This is a genomic window from Streptomyces sp. NPDC001816 (assembly GCF_042892235.1).
Lineage (GTDB): Bacteria > Actinomycetota > Actinomycetes > Streptomycetales > Streptomycetaceae > Streptomyces.
On sequence record NZ_JBIATY010000005.1, the window covers coordinates 519397 to 537801 of the forward strand.

Genomic DNA, 18405 nt, shown 5'->3' on the forward strand with positions numbered 1-18405 from the left:
GCTTGACTCCCTTCCGGGGCGCGGGTCAGTCGGCGAGGATCACCGAGCGGGTGAGGTGGCGCGGCCGGTCGGGGTCGAGGCCGCGGTGGGCGGCGACGGCCACCGCGAGGCGCTGGACGCGGACGAGTTCGGCGAGCGGGTCGAGCGTGCCCTCGACCCAGAGGGCTCCCGTGCCGCGCACCTGTTCGGCGAGTCCGGCGGGCGCTTCGGCGAGCATCCAGGTCGCGGTGCCCTCGGTGGTGACGCTGATCGGGCCGTGCCGGTACTCCATCGCCGGGTAGGCCTCGGTCCAGGACAGCGAGGCCTCCCGCATCTTCAGGCCGGCCTCGTTCGCGAGCCCGACCGTCCAGCCGCGGCCCAGGAAGGTGAACTGGGTGCAGTCCACGAGCCCTTCGGGCAAGGGAGAGGTGAGTGCTGCGCGGGCGTCGGCAACGACGGCGTCGGTGTGCAGGCCGAGGTGGGCGCGCAGGAGGGTGAGGGCGGTGGTGGCGAACCGGGTCTGGACGACGGAGCGTTCGTCGGCGAAGTCCAGGACGACCAGGTCGTCGGCGGCCGTCAGCACGGGGGTGGCCGGGTCGGCGGTGAGGGCCGTCGTCCGTGTGTGACCCCTCAACTGCCCGAGAAGGTCCAGCACTTCGGTGGTGGTGCCGGAGCGGGTGAGGGCGACGACCCGGTCGTACGACCGGCCGCGCGGGAACTCGGAGGCGGCGAACGCGTCCGTCTCCCCCTGCCCCGCGCCCTCACGCAGGGCGGCCACCGCCTGCGCCATGAAGTACGACGTCCCGCACCCGACGATCGCGACCCGCTCCCCCGCGTCCGGCAGCGCTCCGGCGTGCCGCCCCGCCTCCTCGGCCGCCCGTATCCAGCACTCGGGCTGGCTGTTCAGCTCGTCCTCGACATGGCTCATGCCACACCCTCCCCTTGCTGATTGTTCCTGCAAGATATAGCGAGCTTTCGAGCACAATCAAGCATTCGTGCGCAGGCGGGGGTGCGCTAGGGTCGCCGGAGAGACGGAGAACGGAGGCTGCGGATGTCCCGGGACGCCCGCTGGAAGGCGCTGCTGGAACTGCTCGTCGAGCGCGGCCGGCTGGAGGTCGAGGAGGCCGCGGTCGAACTGGAGGTGTCGGCGGCGACCATCCGCCGGGACTTCGACCAGCTCGCCGAGCAGCAGATGCTGGTGCGCACCCGGGGCGGGGCGGTGGTGCACGGGGTGTCGTACGAACTGCCCCTCCGCTACAAGACGGCCCGCCGCGCCTCCGAGAAGCAGCGGATCGCCAAGGCGGTGGCGGATCTCGTGGCGCCGGGCGAGGCGGTCGGGCTGACCGGCGGCACGACCACCACGGAGGTGGCCCGCGCGCTGGCCGTGCGCGGCGACCTCGGCACCGGCTCGCCGGCGCTGACCATCGTCACGAACGCCCTCAACATCGCCAACGAGCTGGCGGTACGCCCGCAGTTCAAGATCGTGGTGACCGGCGGGGTCGCGCGTGCGCAGTCGTACGAACTCATCGGTCCGCTCGCGGACGGCGTGCTCGGCCAGATCACGCTCGACGTCGCCGTCCTCGGCGTGGTCGCGTTCGACGTCACCCACGGCGCGGCGGCACACGACGAGGCGGAGGCGGCGATCAACCGGCTGCTGTGCGAGCGCGCCGAGCGGGTGATCGTGGCCGCGGACTCCAGCAAGCTCGGCCAGCGGGCGTTCGCCCGTATCTGTGCGGCGGAGCTGGTGGACACGCTCGTCACCGACACGGCGGTGGGGCAGGACACCGTGCGCCGCTTCGAGGAGGCGGGCCTCCGCGTCCTCGCGGTCTGAGTCAGAAGCCGCTGCGGTCGGCGCTCACGAACCCCGCGCCGCGCTGGTCGTTGCAGCCGACCACCGCCCGGTCGACCGGGTCGGGCCAGGCCTGCTGGGCCTGGAGCGCCATGCTCACGAGGGTCAGCAGCAGGTCGACGTCGCTGGCGGCGTCGAGCCTGAGGGTCACCCACTGCGAGCCCGGCACGATCCGGATGGCGCCCGTGTGTTTCAGGTCCCGGGCGAACCGCCGGATGGCCCGGGCGGTCAGCCGGAGGTCGACATCACGGTCGGAGTGGAAGTGGGCGATCTCGCCCTGGGCCGAACACACGGCCTGCCCCAGGCCGCAGCTCGGGACGGCCTGTCTCAGGTCCGGCCAGGTCGCCAGTTGCGCGAGCGCGCGCGAGGCCAACGTCATGGGCCCATCATGGCCTGCTCACCCGCCCGCAACCAGCTCGTGAGCAAGCATTAACCGACCTGTTTCCATGACCGCTTCGGACACCCCGGGACGTGCCCGCATCGCGAACAGGGCCTGCCCGACGCCTGGTTGACCCCGCCGGACCGAACGGCGAGCTGGAAATCCTCCCTGGTCAGAGGCGTTTCAGGGGCACACTGCGCCTATCGAATTCCGTATGACAAACAGCCTCACGTGTGACAAACCCGTGCGCCTGTTCTCATTCTTCAGAGCCCCGGCGGGTGATGGCCAGCCACTCCGGCGCCTGCTCGGGGGCGCCGTAGTTGTCGTGCCAGTTCCACCATTCGTACGGCGGGGTCTGGGGGTAGCCCTCGGGCGAGTCCTCCCAGGTCTCCTGCCGTCCGAGCGCGGTCATGTCGAGATAGCTCCAGGTGCTCCCCAGCGCCTCGTCACCGCGGGAGTTGATGAAATAGGTGCGGAACACGGTGTCGCCGTCGTGGATGAACGCGTTCGTGCCGTGCCACTCGTCCACACCGAAGTCGGCGTCGAAGTCGTCGGTCAGCGAGTACCAGGGAATCGTCCAGCCCATGCGCGCCTTCACCCGCTCGATGTCCGGCTGCGGCGCGCGCGAGGCGAAGACAAGCGTGGTGTCGCGGGCGTTCAGATGAGCCAGGTTGCCCACATGGTCGGCCACCATGGAGCAGCCGCGGCAGGCGTGGTCCGGCCAGCCGAACACGCCGGGCTCGAAGAAGGCGCGGTAGACGATCAGCTGACGACGGCCGGCGAACAGGTCGAGCAGACTCACCGTGCCGTCGGGTCCGTCGAACTCGTACGTCTTCTCCACGGCCACCCACGGCATCCGCCGGCGCTTGGCGGCCAGTGCGTCACGGGCATGGGTCAGCTGCTTCTCCTCCACCAGCAGCTGCTGGCGCGCAGCCTCCCACTCTTCCGGCGAGACGATCGGAGGTGTCTTCATGGTTCCAGGGTCGAACGCCACCGACGCGTTCGCATCTTCGGCAAGGTGAGGGCTTTTCGTCTCGCGGCCGGGCCTGTCATCCGCGGCGGGCGAGGAAGGCAAGAAGGAACACCCACTCCTTGCCACTCTCAACGTATAGCGCACTGGGGGGCTTGCGGCAAGGCCCCGGTCGTGGCGCAGAATCGCTGGCCGATGCCACAACCTGCGGAAACGGGAGATTCACCGAGTATGCGTGCTTGTGCGGAGGCCGGAGCCGGCGCCGAGGTCGGAGCTGGTGCCGTGAACCCCCTGACCACCAGCGCTTTCGACCTTCCCGACCGGCTCGCCCCCAAGGCCGACCCGACGCTGATCGCCGGCGACGAACAGCACTTCGCGGCCGTCGCGGAGAGTCTTGAGCAGGCGATCGCCGAACTGTCCGACCAGCTCGACGACTTGCGCAAGGCGCCCGGCGGCACGGGCCGGCAGGCGCTGGACCGGGACCTGGAGATCCACCGGCTGACCGCGCGCCTGCGCACCCTGCGCCGCTTCGGTCTGGACCTGTGCCTCGGACACATCGTCAGCGCTGACGACCCCGCGCCCTTGTACATCGGACGACTCGGGCTCACCGACAGCGCGGGCCGCCGGCTGCTGCTCGACTGGCGCTCCCCCGCGGCCGAGCCGTTCTTCGCGGCGACCCACGCCGACCCGATGGGTCTGGCGAGCCGCCGCAGGTATCGCTGGACCGGCGGCCGGGTCAGCGACTACTGGGACGAGGTGTTCGCCGCCGACGGGCTCGAAGGACACGCCGCGCTCGACGACCAGTCCGCCTTCATCGCCAGTCTGGGCAGCACCCGGTCGGCCCGGATGCGGGACGTGCTCGCCACCATCCAGGCCGACCAGGACGCGATCATCCGGGCGGGCTCCCGCGGCGCCCTCGTCGTCGACGGCGGTCCGGGTACGGGGAAGACCGTGGTCGCTCTGCACCGCACCGCACACCTCCTCTACTCCGACCCCCGCCTCGGGCACCGTCGGGGCGGCGTGCTGTTCGTCGGTCCGCACCAGCCGTACCTGAACTACGTCGCCGACGTCCTCCCCAGCCTCGGCGAGGAGGGGGTGCAGACCTGCACCCTGCGGGACCTGGTCACCGAGGGAGCCGGAGCGGCGGTCGAGACCGACCCGGACGTGGCTCGGCTGAAGTCGTCCGCGGACATGGTGAAGGCCGTCGAGACGGCCGTCAGGTTCTACGAGGAGCCGCCCACCGAGGGGATGACGGTCACGACCGACTGGGCCGACGTCCGGCTGAGCGCGGACGACTGGGCCGAGGCGTTCGAAGCAGGAGGAGCGGGTACCGCGCACAACGAGGCCCGTGACCTGATCTTCGACGAGCTGGTCTCGATCCTGCTGGACAGGCTCGGCCGCGAGGATGTCACGCCCGAGCAGCTCCGCACGGTGCTGCGCCGCGACAAGGAACTGGTCACCGCCCTCCACCGGGCCTGGCCGCTGCTCGAAGCGGCCGACCTGGTCGGGGACTTGTGGTCGGTCCCCGCCTACCTGCGCATGTGCGCGCCCTGGCTCGGCCCCGACGACGTACGCAAGCTGCAGCGGGGGGACGCACCCCAGGCCTGGACGGTGTGCGACCTGCCGCTCCTGGACGCCGCACGGCAGCGGCTCGGGGACCCGGAGGCGGCGCGGCGGGGGCGTCGGCAGGAAGCCGCTCTCGCCGCCCAGCGCGAGCGGATGGCCCAGGTCGTCGACAACCTGATCGCGGCCGACGACGACGGCGAAGGCCTCATGACCCAGCTTCGCCGGGAGGACTTCCAGCGCAATCTGGTCGACGAGTCCGAACTGCCCACCCTCGACCCGGACCTGCTCGCGGGACCGTTCGCGCACATCGTCGTGGACGAGGCCCAGGAACTGACCGACGCGGAGTGGCAGATGCTGCTGCTGCGCTGCCCGTCCCGGAGCTTCACCATCGTCGGGGACCGCGCGCAGGCCAGGCACGGGTTCACTCAGTCGTGGCGGGAACGGCTCGAACGCATCGGACTCGACCGGATCGACGTGGCCTCCCTGAGCATCAACTACCGCACGCCGGAAGAGGTCATGACGGAAGCCGAGCCGGTCATCCGGGCCGCGCTCCCGGACGCCAACGTGCCGACCTCCGTGCGCAGCACCGGCGTTCCCGTCGCCCATGGATCCGTCGCGGACCTGGCCCCGGTCCTCGACACCTGGCTCGCCGATCATGCCGACGGGATCGCCTGCGTCATCGGCGATCCCACGTTCCGGGAGACGCCCCGCGTCCGGTCGCTCACCCCGGAGCTGTCGAAGGGGCTCGAATTCGACCTGGTCGTCCTCGTCGACCCGGAGAAGTTCGGCGAGGGCACCGAGGGAGCGGTCGACCGCTACGTGGCGATGACCCGGGCGACCCAGCGACTCGTCGTCCTCACCAGCTCCTGACGTCGGCCGCCGAGGCAGACATGCCGGTCGGCGACCTGAACGGCATGCCCTGGCCGTGGAGCGTCCGGGGCAGCCCGAACAGCGGGAGGAGGCTGTTGTCGCCGAAACGGGTGAGGGCGGAGATCCGGTCGCCCTCCAGGGTGAGCACCAGCAGCCCGTAGGCGTGCGCGATCGGGCTGTGGGGGTCGCGGAGGTAGGAGCCGAACGCGGGCTGGCCGTTCGCGCGCGTGGGTACGAGGCGAAGCGCTCGGCCGCCCCACCACGGGAGCCTCGGGTAGAACCCGGCGATCGCCGTGTGTCCCTGGTGCTCAAGGGGCTCGGGCGGCATCGTCAGCCGGGCGTCCTCGGTCAGCAGTGCGACGAGACGGTCGATGTCGGAGTTCTCCAGCGCGTCCACGAACCGCCCGACGAGCCGGCGTTCCCGCGGTGAGCGGGGCAGCGGCGCCCGGTCGCGTGCGGGCCTCTGGTCGTCCAGGGCCGTGCGCGCTCGCTGCAGGGCGCTGTTGACCGAGGCTCCACTGCTGTCGAGGAGGTCCGCGACCTCGGCCGTACGGAAGCCGAGCACGTCGCGCAGCACGAGTACCGCGCGCTGCCGCGGCGGGAGGCGCTGGAGTCCGGCCACGAAGGACAGCGCCAGCGCCTCCCTCGTCTCGTAGCGGGCCTCCGGTCCCGGGGTGGTGTCCGGCAGGTCCTCCAGCAGGGCGTCCGGGTAGGGATCGAACCAGGCCTGCTCGGAGCGGCGCGTGGGCTCGGGCACGTCGCGCGGGCGGCGGGCCGGCTCCCGCGGCTGCGGCCGGCGGCTCGTGTCGCGCAGCGCGTTCAGGCAGCGGTTGGTCGCGATGCGGTACAGCCAGGCGCGTACGGAGGCCCGCTCCTGGAATCCCCCGAGCCCGCGCCAGGCGGCCAGGAGGGTCTCCTGGACCGTGTCCTCCGCGTCCTGCACGGAGCCGAGGATCTGGTAGCAGTGCAGTTGGAGCTCGCGCCAGTAGGGCTCGGTGAGCCGGCGGAACGCCTCCCCGTCACCTGCCCGGGCCCGGTCCAGGGTCGATTCGATCACCATGGCATCCCTCGCCTCGCCTCTTCGGCTCGTCCTCCAGGTAAGGACACCGTCCGGGCCGGAAAGTCATCGGTGAGTTCTCCGCGGCGGCCGTGTCTCAACAGGCGACTGCATTTCCACCGCGTCTCGATACCGCATCTCGATACCGCGTCTCGATGAGGAACGGAGATCACCGCCATGACGAACATCGCGGCATCACCAAGCACCGTCACGACCGTCCGCAACGCCCTCGTCATCGGCGCCGGCAGCGGCGTCGGCCGTGCCACTGCCGACGCCCTCACCGCCGCCGGAGCCCATGTCCTGGCCACTGGCCACGAGCGGGACGCCACGGACCCCGCTCAGGTGGCCGCGCTCCTCGCCGAGGCCGACCCGGACCTCGTCGTGGTCGCCGCGGGTGTGCGCCCGCGGATGGCGCCGGTCGAGGAACAGAGCTGGGAGTCGTTCTCGGCACCGTGGAACGTCGACGTGAAGATCGCCTTCGAGGTCGGCCGTGCCGCCCTGGCCCGGCCGCTGCGTCCGGACTCGACCGTGGTGATCGTGTCCAGCGGCGCCGCGCTCGGCGGCTCGCCGCTGTCGGGCGGCTACGCGGGCGCCAAGCGGATGCAGATGTTCCTGGCCGACTACCTTCAGTACGCCGCAGACGCCCGCGACCTCGGGATCCGGTTCGTCGCCCTGGTCCCGCGCCAGCTGCTGGTCGGCACCGTGATCGGTGAGGCCGCGGCCGCCGCGTACGGCGCCCTGAACGGCCGGTCGGCCGAGGCCCACCTGAAGGAGCACTACCCCGTACCGCTGGACCCCGCCGGGGTTGCCCGCGCCATCGTGTCGATCGCCACGCACGAGGAACTCCGCCAGAAGACTACGCTGGCCGTGACGGGCAAGGGACTCGAGGCGATCTGACCCCTACTGGCCTGCGTTTATGCCGCGCACAAACAAAACCCGGATGCCCAGCGGGAACACACCGAGAACACACCGGCCGAGCGCGCTTAGGATCCGGACATGGCAGACATCCCGGATGAATTGATCAAGCTGGAACGTTCCGCCGAAGAGGAGCGGGCCAGACTGGCCGGCCTGACCGGCGACGAGTACGACGAGCAGTGGCGCCGCTGGCGCACGGCATCGGAGGCCGTACAGGCGGCGATCACCGCGCATGCCGAAGCGACCGAGGCGAGCCGGTACGAAGTGGAACAGGCGGTGAAGTGTGCGGTGCGGCATGCGCAGGAGGATCCGGCTGTCGAGTAGCCGGCGTGGCGTCAGGGCTTCACCCCTCCCGTGCTCCCCCGGATCACGAGCCGCGGCGCCAGCACCACCTCGCGCGGCTCCTTGCGCCCCTCGTCGAGCCGCTCCACCGCCGCCCGGACCGCGTGTCGGGCCTGGTCCTCCGCGCTCTGGCTGACCGTCGTGAGGTCGACGAGGCTCAGGCGGGAGAGCGCGTCGTCGTCGTAGCCGGCGACCGAGACCCGGCCGGGGACGGGCACACCCGCGCGGGACAGGGCGGCGAGGACGCCGATGGCGCACTGGTCGTTGTAGGCCACGACGGCGGTGGGGAGTTCGCCCTCGTCGAGCAGGTGCCGCGGGCCGCGCGCCCCCCGGACCGCTCGGTGTGGTCGCCGGACAGGATCCGGATGTGCTCGGCGAGGCCGTGCCGACGCATGGCGTCCCGGTAGCCGCGGCGGCGGTCGGTGGCGATGACGCCCTTGCCGCCGTCCACGTGGACGATGCAGCGGTGCCCGAGGGCGACCAGATGGTCGACGACCTGGCCGACTCCGTCGTCGTCCGCGGTGCGTACGACGTCGAGCTGTGCGCCGGGGATACGACGGCCCACGGCGACCACGGGCACCTTGCGGTGCAGGGCGGCGAGGGTGTCGGCGGGGGCGACCGGGCCGAGCAGGATGAGCGCCTCGCTGCGGAAGGCGAGCAGGGTCTCGACGGCGGTCTGCTCGTCGCGGGTGCGGGTCTGGGTGCTCAGCACCAGGTCGTAGCCGAACTCCTCGGCCGCGGCGTGCAGATGCTCGACGAGTTCGGCGTGGAAGGGGCTGTGGACGTCGACCATGACGCCGAACAGCCGGCTGCGTCTGCTGGCCAGCGGGCTGGTTGTGCGGTCGACCTGGTAGCCGAGGTCGGCGGCGACCTTGACCGGTCCGGCCTTCGTCGACAAGTCCAGCGTCGACAGCGTCGCCCGGTTCGCCGCCAACGGAACCCGCTGAGCGGAACACAGGCCTTCGAGCATGCTCCATCCGGCACACTCGCCCCCATGGAGACTGCCGAATTCCTCGAGACCCTGGACCGGGAGGGCCGGCTGCTGGCCGCCGCTGCCGAGCTTGCGGGTACGGACGCCAAGGTGCCGACCTGCCCGGAGTGGCAGGTCAAGGACCTGCTGCGGCACACGGGCGCGGTGCACCGCTGGGCCACGGCGCTCGTCGCCGACGCGCACACCGCGCCGCGCCCCCTCACCGACGGCCCCGACCTGGACGGCGCCGAGCTGGTGGCCTGGTACCGGGACAGCCACCGCCGGCTGGTGGAGACCCTGGCCGCCGCGCCGGCCGACCTGGAGTGCTGGACCTTCCACCCGGCACCCTCCCCCTCGCCGCTGGCGTTCTGGACCCGGCGGCAGGCGCACGAGACGGCCGTCCACCGTTACGACGCCGAGGCCGCGCGGGGCGGTACGGCGTCGCCGATCGCCACGGAGTTCGCGGCCGACGGCATCGACGAACTGCTGCGCGGCTTCCACGCCCGGCCCCGGAGCCGCGTCCGCACGGAGCAGCCGCGCGTACTGCGGGTGCGAGCGGTGGACGCGGGTGCGGACGCGGTGTGGACCGTACGGCTGTCGACGGAGCCGCCCGTGACCTCGCGGGACGGATCCGGCGCGGCGGAGACCGAACTGGCGGGCCCGGCCGACCAGTTGTACCTGGCTCTATGGAACCGAATGCCCGTACCGGGCGTGACGGGTGATCCCGCGCTCGCGGCGCTGTGGCGGGAGACGTCCGGGATCTGAGGCCCCGTCAGTCGGCGTCGGCCAGCATCCGGGCCAGCACCGCGCGCTGCATCGGCCGTACCTCGCCGTGCAGCGCGCGCCCCTTGGCCGTGAGCACCACGCGCACCCCACGCCGGTCCTCCGAACACATGGCCCGCTCGACGAGGCCGTCCTTCTCCAGGCGGCCGATCAGCCGGGACAGCGCGCTCTGGCTCAGATGGACCCGCTCCGAGATCTCCTGGACGCGGTAGGCGCAGCTGCCGTCCGCCGCCGCGGACTCGGCGAGCAGGTCGAGCACCTCGAAGTCGCTGGCGCACAGGCCGTGTCCGTGCAGGGTCCGGTCCAGCTCGCACTGGATGCGGGCATGCAGCGCGAGGATGTCCCGCCACTGCTCCACGAGCGCCCGCTCTGCCCTGTTCGCCGCCATGGGCGCACCGTAGCAGAGAAACGAGATTGTTGCATCAGAATTAAATGCATTTGCATTTCATGCATGCGCATGTAGTCTCGTCGGCATGACCTCTCCGCTCACCACCCCTGCGGCCTCGTCCTCGACGGTTCGCTGGACTCCCCGGCTGTGGGGCACCCTGCTGGTGCTGTGCGCCGCGATGTTCCTGGACGCGCTCGACGTGTCGATGGTCGGCGTCGCGCTGCCGTCCATCGGCTCCGATCTCCATCTGTCCACGGCGACGCTGCAATGGATCGTCAGCGGCTACATCCTGGGATACGGCGGCCTGCTCCTCCTCGGCGGTCGCACCGCCGACCTGCTCGGCCGGCGCCAGGTGTTCCTGGTGGCCCTCGGCGTCTTCGCGCTCGCCTCGCTGCTCGGCGGGCTCGTGGACTCGGGCCCGCTGCTGATCGCCAGCCGCTTCATCAAGGGCCTGAGCGCCGCCTTCACGGCGCCGGCGGGCCTGTCGATCATCACCACGACGTTCCCCGAGGGCCCGCTGCGCAACCGCGCGCTCTCCATCTACACCACCTGCGCCGCCACCGGCTTCTCGATGGGCCTGGTCCTCTCCGGCCTGCTCACCGAGGCCAGCTGGCGCTTCACCATGCTGCTGCCCGCACCCATCGCACTGATCGCGCTCGTCGCCGGCCTCAAGCTGCTGCCGCGCAGCGCACGCGAGAAGACCCACGCCGGCTACGACATCCCGGGCGCGGTCATCGGCACCGCGTCGATGCTGCTGCTGGTCTTCACGGTCGTCCAGGCGCCCGAGGCGGGCTGGGCCTCCGCCCGTACGCTGCTGTCCTTCCTGGCCGTCGCCATCCTGCTGACCGCGTTCGTCCTGGTCGAGCGGCGCTCGCCGAGCCCGCTCGTCCGGCTCGGGGTGCTGCGCTCGGGCAGCCAGGTCCGCGCCCAGCTCGGCGCGGTGGCCTTCTTCGGTTCGTACGTCGGGTTCCAGTTCCTGACGACCCTGTACATGCAGTCCCTGCTCGGCTGGTCCGCGCTGCACACGGCGCTCGCCTTCCTGCCGGCGGGCGCGCTGGTGGCGGTGTCCTCGACGAAGGTCGGCGCGATCGTCGACCGGTTCGGCACCCCGCGGCTGATCGCGACCGGCTTCGCGCTGATGGTCGTCGGGTACGCGCTGTTCCTGCGCGTCGACCTGGACCCGGTGTACGCGGCCGTCATCCTGCCGTCGATGCTGCTGATCGGCGCGGCCTGCGCGCTGGTCTTCCCCTCGCTCAACATCCAGGCCACCAACGGGGTGGAGGACCATGAGCAGGGCATGGTCTCCGGGCTGCTCAACACCTCGGTGCAGGTGGGCGGGGCGATCTTCCTGGCCGTCGTGACGGCCGTGGTGACCGCGGCCGCACCGGCCGACGCCACCCCGCAGGCCGTCCTCGACAGCTACCGGCCGGGCTTCATGGTCGTCACGGGCGTCGCCGTGGCCGGCCTGCTGATCACACTCACCGGGCTGCGCAGCCGTCGCGCCCAGCCGTCGATCGTGGTCGCCGGATCCACCGTGCAGGAGGCGGAAGCGGAGCGCGTGGCGGTCCGTGACTAGGGGGAACGCCTCCAAGGCGTGCGCCCGGCGGGAGTTGGTTGTCCCGCCGGGCGCACGTCTGTGAGACTGGCCGGATGGACACGTACGGGGGACGGCGTAACAAGGCCGAGCAGGACGCGGCCACGGTAGAAATCGGATACGCGCTGGTCAGTGCCGCCTTCGCGGCGGCCGTGGTGTTCGGGGCCGTCGCCGGGCCGGCGCTGCTCTTCGATCTTCCGCGGCTGCTCGGTGCCGCCTTGCTGCGGCTCGGCCTGGCGGTCGCTCCGGTGGTCTTCGTGGCCCGGGTCGTGAGTGTGCTGGTCCGTTTCCGGCGCGAGCGTCAGCCGAGCCAGCCGGGTCGTACGAGTCCCGACTCGTAGGCGAGGACGACGAGTTGGGCGCGGTCCCGGGCGCCCAGCTTGACCATCGTGCGGCTCACATGGGTCTTGGCCGTGAGCGGGCTGACCACCAGGCGGCGGGCGATCTCCTCGTTGGACAGGCCGATGCCGACCAGCGCCATCACCTCCCGCTCCCGCTCGGTGAGTTGGGCGAGCGTGTCCGCCGCCGCGGGCTCCTTGGAGCGGGCCGCGAACTCGGCGATGAGCCGGCGCGTGACACCCGGGGACAGCAGCGCGTCCCCCTCGACCACCGCCCTTACCGCGCGCACGAGTTCGTCCGGCTCGGTGTCCTTCACCAGGAACCCGGAGGCGCCCGAACGGATCGCCTCGAAGACGTACTCGTCGAGTTCGAAGGTGGTGAGCATGACCACCTTCACATCCTTCAGCTCCGCGTCCCCGGTGATGCGGCGGGTCGCGGCCAGGCCGTCCAGCCGGGGCATGCGGATGTCCATCAGGACGACGTCGGGCCGCAGTTCGCGCACCCGGCGCAGGGCCTCCTCGCCGTCGGCCGCCTCCCCGGCGACCTCGATGTCCGGCTGCGCGTCGAGCAGCGCCTTGAAACCGGCCCGCACGAGCGACTGGTCGTCGGCGAGCAGTACCCGGATCACTGGTCCTCCCTGGTGGGCAAGGGCAGTACGGCGAGCACCCGGAAGCCGCCGTCGGGGCGCGGGCCCGCCTCGATGGTGCCACCGAGCGCGGCCGCCCGCTCCCGCATGCCGGCCAGCCCGTTCCCGCTGCCGCCGGCGTCGGCTCCGGTCGCGGGCCCGTCGTCGTCGACGCACAGCCGGAGTTCGCCGCCGCCGTGCTCGCACCGCACGCGCGCGTGCCTCGATCCGGAGTGCCGCACGACGTTGGTCAGGGCCTCCTGCACGATGCGGAAGGCCGCGAGGTCGGCGCCGGGCGGCAGGTGGGGAGCCTCGCCCTGGACGTCGACCGTCAGTCCGGCGGCCGCAGCCTGTTCGACCAGCTCCGGCAGCCGGTCCAGGCCCGGCGCGGGGGTGCGCGGCGCGGCGCCCGGTGCGCGCAGCGTGTCGAGCACCTGGCGCACCTCGCCGAGGGCCTCCTTGCTGGCCGCCTTGATGGTGGTGAGCGCGGCGCGCGCCTGTTCGGGGTCGCTGTCCAGCAGCGCGAGGCCCATGCCCGCCTGGACGTTGATGACGGAGATGCTGTGCGCGAGTACGTCGTGCAGCTCACGGGCGATCCGCAGCCGCTCCTCGTCGGCGCGCCGCTTGGCGGCCTGGGCGCGGTCCGCGCGCTCGCGCGCCCACTGCTCGCGGCGTACCCGGGCGAGTTCGGAGAGCGCGACGATGGCCAGCACCCAGGTGGCGACGACGATCTCCTGCCCCACGCTCGCCGCCGTGTCGCCCTTGGGCGGAAGCCACCGGTACAGCCAGAGCGCGACCAGGGCGTGCCCGGCCCACAGCAGGCCGAGTGCGGCCCAGGCGGCCCGCCGGTGCCCGGCGACGACGGCACTGAAGCAACCGACCGCGACGGTCAGGAACACCGGGCCGTAGGGATAGCCCGCGCTCAGGTAGACCAACGCCGCAGCCGCCGTACCGAAGACGACGGCCACCGGGTGGCGGTGCCGCCACAGCAACAGGAGCGAGGCCACGAGCAGCAGCACGCGCGCGTACCCGTCGAGCGGCTCCCGGTGCGGCTGCGCGTGTGCGGCGAAGTTCGAGCCGGCGAGCACGAACACGGCGATCAGCGCCGTGGAGCGCCAGGGCAGGCGGGCGGTGTGCGACTCCGGTTCGTCGGGCCGGTTCCCCCACGGTGGCCCGTACCGCCACCAGTGCGAGGGGCCGCCTCCGCGCTGCTCTTCCATGCCCGCCACGCTAGACGCCGACGGGCCGCGCGGACGTCAGCCGGGCGAGGTGATCACGGATACTCCCCGGGGAGTACGACCGCCCGTGCGCTCAGCGCCCGCCGGTCAGCCCCTCCACCTCGGCGGTGAACAGCAGCTCCGGGTCGAAGCCCATACCCGTGAAGTGGCCGGCGAGTTCGAGGGAGAGCATCCCGTGCAGACGGGTCCAGAAGGCCAGGGCACGGCGCAGGACGTGCGGCGGGGCGGTGTGGTCGCCGGCCCACTGGCGGTGGTCGGCGAGGTGGGTCTCGAGCGCGTCGGCTGACGCGGCCTGGGGCTCCTCGGCCGCGCACGCGTCGAGCAGGGCCGCCATGATCTCCCGGGCGATCGCGGTGGTGTCCTCCGGCGCCTGATAGCCGGGGACCGGCGTGCCGTAGACGAGGAAGTAGCGCTGGGGGTCCTCCAGCGCCCAGCGGCGCAGCGCTCCGGCCAGGCCGGGCAGCCCCGAGCCCGCGTCGGCCGCGGCGCGGAAGGTGTCGGCCAGGCTGCGGTAGGCGTCCCGGACCAGCTCGGTGATCAGGTCGTCCCGGCCGCCGAAATACCGGTAGAGCGCGGGGCCGCTCATGCCCAGCTCCTTGGCGATGGCGTTGAGGGACAGCCCCGACGCCCCCGCCGTGGCGATCTGTTCCCAGGCCCGTGCCTTGATCTCCGCGCGCACCTGACTGCGGTACCGCTCCCGGGGACTTGCCGCGCCTGCCGCCATCGCCCTCACGCTCCTCGTCTTCGGAGTTTCAACCTATCACTGCCGAGAGAGGGCGTAACGAGGGGCTTGACGAAGTTGTCCGCGAGAGCTTGACACCGAACGAAGGGAGGGTCATTTTAGTTATAGCTTCTAACTCAAGCGAAGCGCTCTAGCGCTCCTTCTCCGACCCGGAGGTCGTCATGGAAAGCGTCAGCACGGAGAGCAAGGAACTCGTCGAGGTCGTCCTGCCGGGCACGGTCGAGCCCGAGGAGCTGCAGCTCCGGCGCCGGGACATCCCGCTGCCGGGCGCCGGGCAGATCGTGGTGCGGGTGGAGGCCACCGGCGTGTCCTTCGCGGAGCAGCAGATGCGCCGGGGCCGCTACTACGACCAGCCGCCGTTCCCGTTCGTGCCCGGCTACGACCTGGTCGGCACGGTTCTCACGGCCGGCACCGGCGTCGCGCCGGGTCTCGTCGGCAAGCGGGTGGCGGCGCTGGTCAAGGTGGGCGGCTGGGCCAGCCACGTGGTGCTCGACGCGGGCGACGCGGTGGAGGTGCCCGCCGGGATCGGCGCCGCGGAGGCCGAGACGCTGGTGGTCAACGGGATCACCGCGTGGCAGATGCTGCACCGCAGGGCCCGGGTGCGCAGCGGCGGGACGATCCTGGTCCACGGCGCCAACGGCGGTGTCGGCACGGTCCTGGTCCAACTCGCGCGGGCGGCGGGCCTGAAGGTGATCGGCACGGCGTCCGCTCGCCACCACGAGGCCCTGCGCGAGCTGGGCGTCGTCCCCGTCGACTACCGCACCGAGAACGTCCCGGCCCGGGTCCGGGAACTCGCCCCCGGCGGGGTCGACGCCGTCTTCGACCACCTCGGCGGGCGCAGCGTCACCGACTCCTGGCGGCTGCTCGCCCCCGGCGGGACCCTCGTCGCCTACGGCAGCGCCACCACCCGGGACGACACGGGCTCCAAGCAGTGGCCCGTCCTGAAGATTCTCGGCCGGGTGTCGTGGTGGAACGCGCTGCCGAACGGCCGCCACGCGTACTTCTTCAACGTCTGGGCGGGCCGGGCCCTGAGCAAGGACCGCTTCCGGACCCGGCTGCGCGCCGACCTCACCCAGGTGTTCCACGCCCTGGAGCGCGGCGAGGTCACCGCGCGGATCGCCGCCCGGCTGCCGCTCACCGAGGTCGCGCAGGCGATGCGGCTGGCGGAGTCCGGCACGGTGGCCGGGAAGGTCGTCCTGATCCCGGGGGCGTAGGTGAGGCCGGGAGCCGGGCCCGGACTCCGGCCGTCAGGGGCGCAGTCCCACGCCGTGGGCGAGCCGGGCGGCCGCGTGCCGGAAGAAGGTCTCCCGGTCCTCGACCACCCGGTGGAACTGCCCGAACAGCTCGAACCCGACCAGCCCGAACAGCTCGGCCCAGGCCGCCACCAGCGCCACGGCCGCCTCGGGAGGCAGGTCGGGGGCCAGGTCCGCCGCCATGCGCTCGGCTTCGGGGCGCAGCTCGGCCGACAGGGGCAGGTCGGCGAGGCCGGGACCCTGGTGGGCGTCACGGACGATGCCGATGAGGAGCAGGCCGACGCGGGAGGCGGCCGGGACGGTGGTCTCGGGGGCGGCGTAGCCGGGGACGGGCGATCCGTAGATCAGGGCGTACTCGTGCGGATGGGCGAGGGCCCAGGCGCGCGCCGCCTCGCACACGGCCGTCCAGCGCCGCACATGGTCCGTGTCGGCGACCGCCCCGTGGGCCGCCTCCGCAGCCTCGCCGAGGGAGTCGTAGGCGTCGATGATCAGCGCGGTCAGCAGCTCGTCGCGGCTCGGGAAGTAGCGGTAGAGCGCCGAGGAGACCATGCCCAGCGCACGGGCCACGGCCCGCAGCGAGAGCTTGGCCGCACCCTCCGCCGCGAGCTGTCTGCGCGCCTCGTCCTTGATGGCGGCGGTGACTTCGATCCTGGCCCGGGCGCGGGCGCCCTGTGTGGTGCTCATGCCTGCAGTGTGCCACGACGGCAGAGCAGTGCACACAAACGAGAGCGTCGAACAAAAATGAGAGCAGTGCTCTTGCAATGGCGTGCCTGCCTCCCCCACACTGGAATCAAGCGAGAGCACCGCTCTTCCAAACTGTGGGGGTCACGATGTCGGCACACGTCCAAAAGCCCGGCTGGTTCACCGTCAACGTCTTCAACCGGGCGGTGTCCTGGCTGACCCGGCGCGGCGTCAGCGTCTGGGGCTCCCGTGTCCTCGCGGTCCGCGGTCGCAAGAGCGGGCAGTGGCGCACCACTCCGGTGAACCTGCTGACGGTGGACGGACAGCACTACCTGGTCGCCCCGCGCGGCCACGTCCAGTGGACCCACAACATGCGCGCCGCCGGCGGCGGCGAATTGCGGCTCGGCAAGAACGCGGACGTCTTCACCGCCACCGAGGTCGCCGACGACGACAAGATCCCGCTGCTGCGGGCCTACCTCAAGCGCTGGAAGGCCGAGGTCGGCGTCTTCTTCAACGGCGTCGGCCCCGACTCCCCGGACGCGGACCTGCGCCGCATCGCCCCCGACCACCCGGTCTTCCGGATCACCGTCACGAAGTGACGGGGTCCTCCGCCGCGGCGACGGGGCCCTCCGCCGCGGTCGCCGGCCCCCGGTCCAGCGCGGTCAGGGCGCGCTGGGCGAGCGGGTGCGCCCGGACCAGCTCACCCAGGGACGTCGAGCCCTGCGTGATCTCCTTGAACGCGCGCCAGGCGGGACGGAAGCCGGTGAGGGCCGCGTGGAAGATGCCGGGACGGCGCTCGAACGCGGCCAGCATGCGCTTGCCGACGCTCATCTCCACGCCCAGCCCCGCCTTGATCGCGAACGCGTAGTTCAGGGCCTGGCGACGGGTGTCGACGGCGTCGTGCCCCTCGGCGATCCGGACCGCCCACTCCCCCGCCAGCCGGCCCGAGCGCAGCGCGAAGGAGATGCCCTCACGGGTCCACGGCTCCAGCAGGCCCGCCGCGTCACCGCAGACCAGCACCCGGCCGCGGGAGAGCGGCGAGTCGTCGGCGCGGCAGCGCGTCAGATGCCCGGAGGAGATGCTCGGCTCGAAGCCGGCCAGCCCGAGCCGGGCGATGAAGTCCTCCAAGTACCGCTTGGTGGCGGCGCCTTCGCCGCGCGCCGAGATCACACCGACCGTCAGGGTGTCGCCCTTCGGGAAGACCCAGCCGTAACTGCCCGGCATGGGGCCCCAGTCGATGAGCACCCGGCCCTTCCAGTCCTCGGCGACCGTCTCCGGGACCGGGATCTCCGCCTCCAGGCCGAGGTCGACCTGGTCCAGCTTCACCCCGACGTGCGCCCCTATGCGGCTGGCGCTGCCGTCGGCGCCGACCACCGCGCGGGCCAGGACGGTCTCCCCGCCCTGGAGCACCACGGCGACCGTGCGCCGGTCCGGCACCGCGGAGCCGTGCTGCTCGACGCGCTGCACCGTGACGCCCGTGCGCAGTTCGGCGCCCGCCTTCTGGGCGTGCTCGACCAGCTGCTGGTCGAACTCGGGCCGGTTGATCAGCCCGAACAGCATCTGCTTGGAGCGGCGGGTGCGGGTGAAGCGCCCGTTGTTCGAGAACGTCACCGCGTGCACACGGTCCTGGAAGGGCAGCTCGAACCCGGGCGGCAGCGCGTCGCGCGAGGGGCCGATGATGCCGCCGCCGCACGTCTTGTAACGCGGCAGCTCGGCTTTCTCCAGCAACAGCACGCGTCGCCCCGCGACCGCAGCCGCGTAGGCGGCCGAGGCCCCCGCGGGTCCCGCGCCCACCACGACGACGTCCCACACCCGCTGCACGTCGTCCGCCGAAGAGTTCTCGCCGCTCACGATGGTCTACTGCT

20 protein-coding genes and 1 pseudogene are annotated in these 18405 nt (G+C 72.2%); 9 read left to right on the top strand and 12 right to left on the bottom strand.

All coding sequences use genetic code 11. The annotated features are described in order from the left end of the window. Positions 1-25: 25 nt before the first annotated feature. Positions 26-907: an SIS domain-containing protein gene (locus ACFYZZ_RS21075; RefSeq protein WP_389177945.1), complete on the bottom strand. Its 882-nt coding sequence runs from the start codon at positions 905-907 to the stop codon at positions 26-28. Positions 908-1030: 123 nt separating this feature from the next. Here ACFYZZ_RS21075 and ACFYZZ_RS21080 point away from each other — a divergent pair, with 123 nt between their 5' ends. Beyond that, entirely contained in the window at positions 1031-1810 is a 780-nt protein-coding gene (locus ACFYZZ_RS21080; RefSeq protein ID WP_389177948.1) for a DeoR/GlpR family DNA-binding transcription regulator, read from the top strand. Position 1811: 1 nt separating this feature from the next. Here ACFYZZ_RS21080 and ACFYZZ_RS21085 read toward each other — a convergent pair whose 3' ends face one another. Continuing rightward, the gene (locus ACFYZZ_RS21085) at positions 1812-2207 is read right to left on the bottom strand and encodes a luciferase family protein (protein ID WP_386575149.1); all 396 of its coding nucleotides are present in this window, start codon (positions 2205-2207) and stop codon (positions 1812-1814) included. A 256-nt stretch (positions 2208-2463) separates the two neighbouring features. Then, on the bottom strand, positions 2464-3180 hold the full coding sequence (locus tag ACFYZZ_RS21090) for a DUF899 domain-containing protein (RefSeq protein WP_389177951.1): 717 nt from the start codon (positions 3178-3180) through the stop codon (positions 2464-2466). A gap of 279 nt (positions 3181-3459) precedes the next feature. Between ACFYZZ_RS21090 and helR the strand changes: the two genes are divergently transcribed. Further along, a complete protein-coding gene (gene helR, locus ACFYZZ_RS21095) occupies positions 3460-5613 on the top strand; it encodes an RNA polymerase recycling motor ATPase HelR (protein WP_389177954.1) in 2154 nt (717 codons plus the stop codon). On the opposite strand, the gene ACFYZZ_RS21100 is transcribed toward helR, so the two are convergent. Further along, entirely contained in the window at positions 5600-6673 is a 1074-nt protein-coding gene (locus ACFYZZ_RS21100) for a sigma-70 family RNA polymerase sigma factor (RefSeq protein WP_389177956.1), read from the bottom strand. The genes helR and ACFYZZ_RS21100 overlap by 14 nt on opposite strands. A 174-nt stretch (positions 6674-6847) precedes the next feature. Here ACFYZZ_RS21100 and ACFYZZ_RS21105 point away from each other — a divergent pair, with 174 nt between their 5' ends. Together ACFYZZ_RS21105 and ACFYZZ_RS21110 are read left to right on the top strand one after the other, a co-directional pair. After that, positions 6848-7567, top strand: coding sequence for an SDR family oxidoreductase (locus ACFYZZ_RS21105; RefSeq protein WP_389177959.1), 720 nt, complete (start codon positions 6848-6850; stop codon positions 7565-7567). A 99-nt stretch (positions 7568-7666) separates the two neighbouring features. Beyond that, positions 7667-7909, top strand: a complete 243-nt coding sequence (locus ACFYZZ_RS21110) for a hypothetical protein (protein WP_208643372.1) — start codon at positions 7667-7669, stop codon at positions 7907-7909. Between the two features lie 11 nt (positions 7910-7920). On the opposite strand, the gene ACFYZZ_RS21115 is transcribed toward ACFYZZ_RS21110, so the two are convergent. Beyond that, positions 7921-8391, bottom strand: coding sequence for a substrate-binding domain-containing protein (locus ACFYZZ_RS21115; RefSeq protein WP_389178269.1), 471 nt, complete (start codon positions 8389-8391; stop codon positions 7921-7923). Continuing rightward, a pseudogene (locus ACFYZZ_RS21120) lies at positions 8304-8720 on the bottom strand (LacI family transcriptional regulator); the annotation flags it as partial. The pseudogene ACFYZZ_RS21120 and the gene ACFYZZ_RS21115, both read right to left, overlap by 88 nt. A 201-nt stretch (positions 8721-8921) precedes the next feature. On the opposite strand from ACFYZZ_RS21120, the gene ACFYZZ_RS21125 reads away from it, so the two are divergent. After that, on the top strand, positions 8922-9662 hold the full coding sequence (locus ACFYZZ_RS21125; RefSeq protein WP_389177962.1) for a maleylpyruvate isomerase family mycothiol-dependent enzyme: 741 nt from the start codon (positions 8922-8924) through the stop codon (positions 9660-9662). 7 nt (positions 9663-9669) lie between these two features. Here ACFYZZ_RS21125 and ACFYZZ_RS21130 read toward each other — a convergent pair whose 3' ends face one another. Next, positions 9670-10068 carry a MarR family winged helix-turn-helix transcriptional regulator gene (locus ACFYZZ_RS21130; RefSeq protein ID WP_389177965.1) on the bottom strand — a complete coding sequence of 133 codons (399 nt, stop codon included), beginning with the start codon at positions 10066-10068 and terminating at the stop codon, positions 9670-9672. An 85-nt stretch (positions 10069-10153) separates the two neighbouring features. On the opposite strand from ACFYZZ_RS21130, the gene ACFYZZ_RS21135 reads away from it, so the two are divergent. Then, positions 10154-11644, top strand: coding sequence for an MFS transporter (locus ACFYZZ_RS21135; RefSeq protein ID WP_389177968.1), 1491 nt, complete (start codon positions 10154-10156; stop codon positions 11642-11644). 74 nt (positions 11645-11718) lie between these two features. After that, a complete protein-coding gene (locus ACFYZZ_RS21140; RefSeq protein WP_389177970.1) occupies positions 11719-12003 on the top strand; it encodes a DUF6332 family protein in 285 nt (94 codons plus the stop codon). Here ACFYZZ_RS21140 and ACFYZZ_RS21145 read toward each other — a convergent pair. The 3 genes from ACFYZZ_RS21145 to ACFYZZ_RS21155 all read right to left on the bottom strand — a co-directional run bounded on the left by ACFYZZ_RS21145 (position 11964) and on the right by ACFYZZ_RS21155 (position 14588). After that, positions 11964-12629 carry a response regulator gene (locus tag ACFYZZ_RS21145; RefSeq protein ID WP_386575136.1) on the bottom strand — a complete coding sequence of 222 codons (666 nt, stop codon included), beginning with the start codon at positions 12627-12629 and terminating at the stop codon, positions 11964-11966. The two genes, ACFYZZ_RS21140 and ACFYZZ_RS21145, sit on opposite strands and share 40 nt — an antisense overlap. Continuing rightward, a complete protein-coding gene (locus ACFYZZ_RS21150; protein ID WP_389177973.1) occupies positions 12626-13846 on the bottom strand; it encodes a sensor histidine kinase in 1221 nt (406 codons plus the stop codon). The genes ACFYZZ_RS21145 and ACFYZZ_RS21150 overlap by 4 nt, the downstream gene beginning before the upstream one ends. Positions 13847-13937: 91 nt before the next feature. Beyond that, positions 13938-14588, bottom strand: coding sequence for a TetR/AcrR family transcriptional regulator (locus tag ACFYZZ_RS21155; RefSeq protein ID WP_389177976.1), 651 nt, complete (start codon positions 14586-14588; stop codon positions 13938-13940). Positions 14589-14767: 179 nt separating this feature from the next. Here ACFYZZ_RS21155 and ACFYZZ_RS21160 point away from each other — a divergent pair, with 179 nt between their 5' ends. Continuing rightward, positions 14768-15820: a medium chain dehydrogenase/reductase family protein gene (locus ACFYZZ_RS21160; protein WP_389177979.1), complete on the top strand. Its 1053-nt coding sequence runs from the start codon at positions 14768-14770 to the stop codon at positions 15818-15820. A 33-nt stretch (positions 15821-15853) separates the two neighbouring features. Here the strand turns inward: ACFYZZ_RS21160 and ACFYZZ_RS21165 are convergent, their stop codons facing one another. Continuing rightward, complete coding sequence (locus tag ACFYZZ_RS21165) at positions 15854-16543, bottom strand: TetR/AcrR family transcriptional regulator (RefSeq protein ID WP_389177982.1); 690 nt, start codon at positions 16541-16543, stop codon at positions 15854-15856. 146 nt (positions 16544-16689) lie between these two features. Between ACFYZZ_RS21165 and ACFYZZ_RS21170 the strand changes: the two genes are divergently transcribed. Beyond that, positions 16690-17139, top strand: a complete 450-nt coding sequence (locus ACFYZZ_RS21170) for a nitroreductase family deazaflavin-dependent oxidoreductase (protein WP_389177985.1) — start codon at positions 16690-16692, stop codon at positions 17137-17139. On the opposite strand, the gene ACFYZZ_RS21175 is transcribed toward ACFYZZ_RS21170, so the two are convergent. Next, the gene (locus ACFYZZ_RS21175) at positions 17129-18391 is read right to left on the bottom strand and encodes a geranylgeranyl reductase family protein (RefSeq protein WP_389177988.1); all 1263 of its coding nucleotides are present in this window, start codon (positions 18389-18391) and stop codon (positions 17129-17131) included. The two genes, ACFYZZ_RS21170 and ACFYZZ_RS21175, sit on opposite strands and share 11 nt — an antisense overlap. Between the last annotated feature and the right edge of the window lie 14 nt (positions 18392-18405).

What these genes read in the sequence shown, in the direction of transcription:
- ACFYZZ_RS21090 (WP_389177951.1), bottom strand. Translation starts at nt 3,180, where the DNA reads ATGAAGACACCTCCGATCGTCTCGCCGGAAGAGTGGGAGGCTGCGCGC.
- ACFYZZ_RS21075 (WP_389177945.1), bottom strand. Translation starts at nt 907, where the DNA reads ATGAGCCATGTCGAGGACGAGCTGAACAGCCAGCCCGAGTGCTGGATA.
- ACFYZZ_RS21170 (WP_389177985.1), top strand. Translation starts at nt 16,690, where the DNA reads ATGTCGGCACACGTCCAAAAGCCCGGCTGGTTCACCGTCAACGTCTTC.
- ACFYZZ_RS21100 (WP_389177956.1), bottom strand. Translation starts at nt 6,673, where the DNA reads ATGGTGATCGAATCGACCCTGGACCGGGCCCGGGCAGGTGACGGGGAG.
- ACFYZZ_RS21135 (WP_389177968.1), top strand. Translation starts at nt 10,154, where the DNA reads ATGACCTCTCCGCTCACCACCCCTGCGGCCTCGTCCTCGACGGTTCGC.
- ACFYZZ_RS21140 (WP_389177970.1), top strand. Translation starts at nt 11,719, where the DNA reads ATGGACACGTACGGGGGACGGCGTAACAAGGCCGAGCAGGACGCGGCC.
- ACFYZZ_RS21130 (WP_389177965.1), bottom strand. Translation starts at nt 10,068, where the DNA reads ATGGCGGCGAACAGGGCAGAGCGGGCGCTCGTGGAGCAGTGGCGGGAC.
- ACFYZZ_RS21125 (WP_389177962.1), top strand. Translation starts at nt 8,922, where the DNA reads ATGGAGACTGCCGAATTCCTCGAGACCCTGGACCGGGAGGGCCGGCTG.
- ACFYZZ_RS21110 (WP_208643372.1), top strand. Translation starts at nt 7,667, where the DNA reads ATGGCAGACATCCCGGATGAATTGATCAAGCTGGAACGTTCCGCCGAA.
- ACFYZZ_RS21080 (WP_389177948.1), top strand. Translation starts at nt 1,031, where the DNA reads ATGTCCCGGGACGCCCGCTGGAAGGCGCTGCTGGAACTGCTCGTCGAG.
- ACFYZZ_RS21105 (WP_389177959.1), top strand. Translation starts at nt 6,848, where the DNA reads ATGACGAACATCGCGGCATCACCAAGCACCGTCACGACCGTCCGCAAC.
- ACFYZZ_RS21150 (WP_389177973.1), bottom strand. Translation starts at nt 13,846, where the DNA reads ATGGAAGAGCAGCGCGGAGGCGGCCCCTCGCACTGGTGGCGGTACGGG.
- ACFYZZ_RS21160 (WP_389177979.1), top strand. Translation starts at nt 14,768, where the DNA reads ATGGAAAGCGTCAGCACGGAGAGCAAGGAACTCGTCGAGGTCGTCCTG.
- ACFYZZ_RS21165 (WP_389177982.1), bottom strand. Translation starts at nt 16,543, where the DNA reads ATGAGCACCACACAGGGCGCCCGCGCCCGGGCCAGGATCGAAGTCACC.
- ACFYZZ_RS21085 (WP_386575149.1), bottom strand. Translation starts at nt 2,207, where the DNA reads ATGACGTTGGCCTCGCGCGCGCTCGCGCAACTGGCGACCTGGCCGGAC.
- ACFYZZ_RS21155 (WP_389177976.1), bottom strand. Translation starts at nt 14,588, where the DNA reads ATGGCGGCAGGCGCGGCAAGTCCCCGGGAGCGGTACCGCAGTCAGGTG.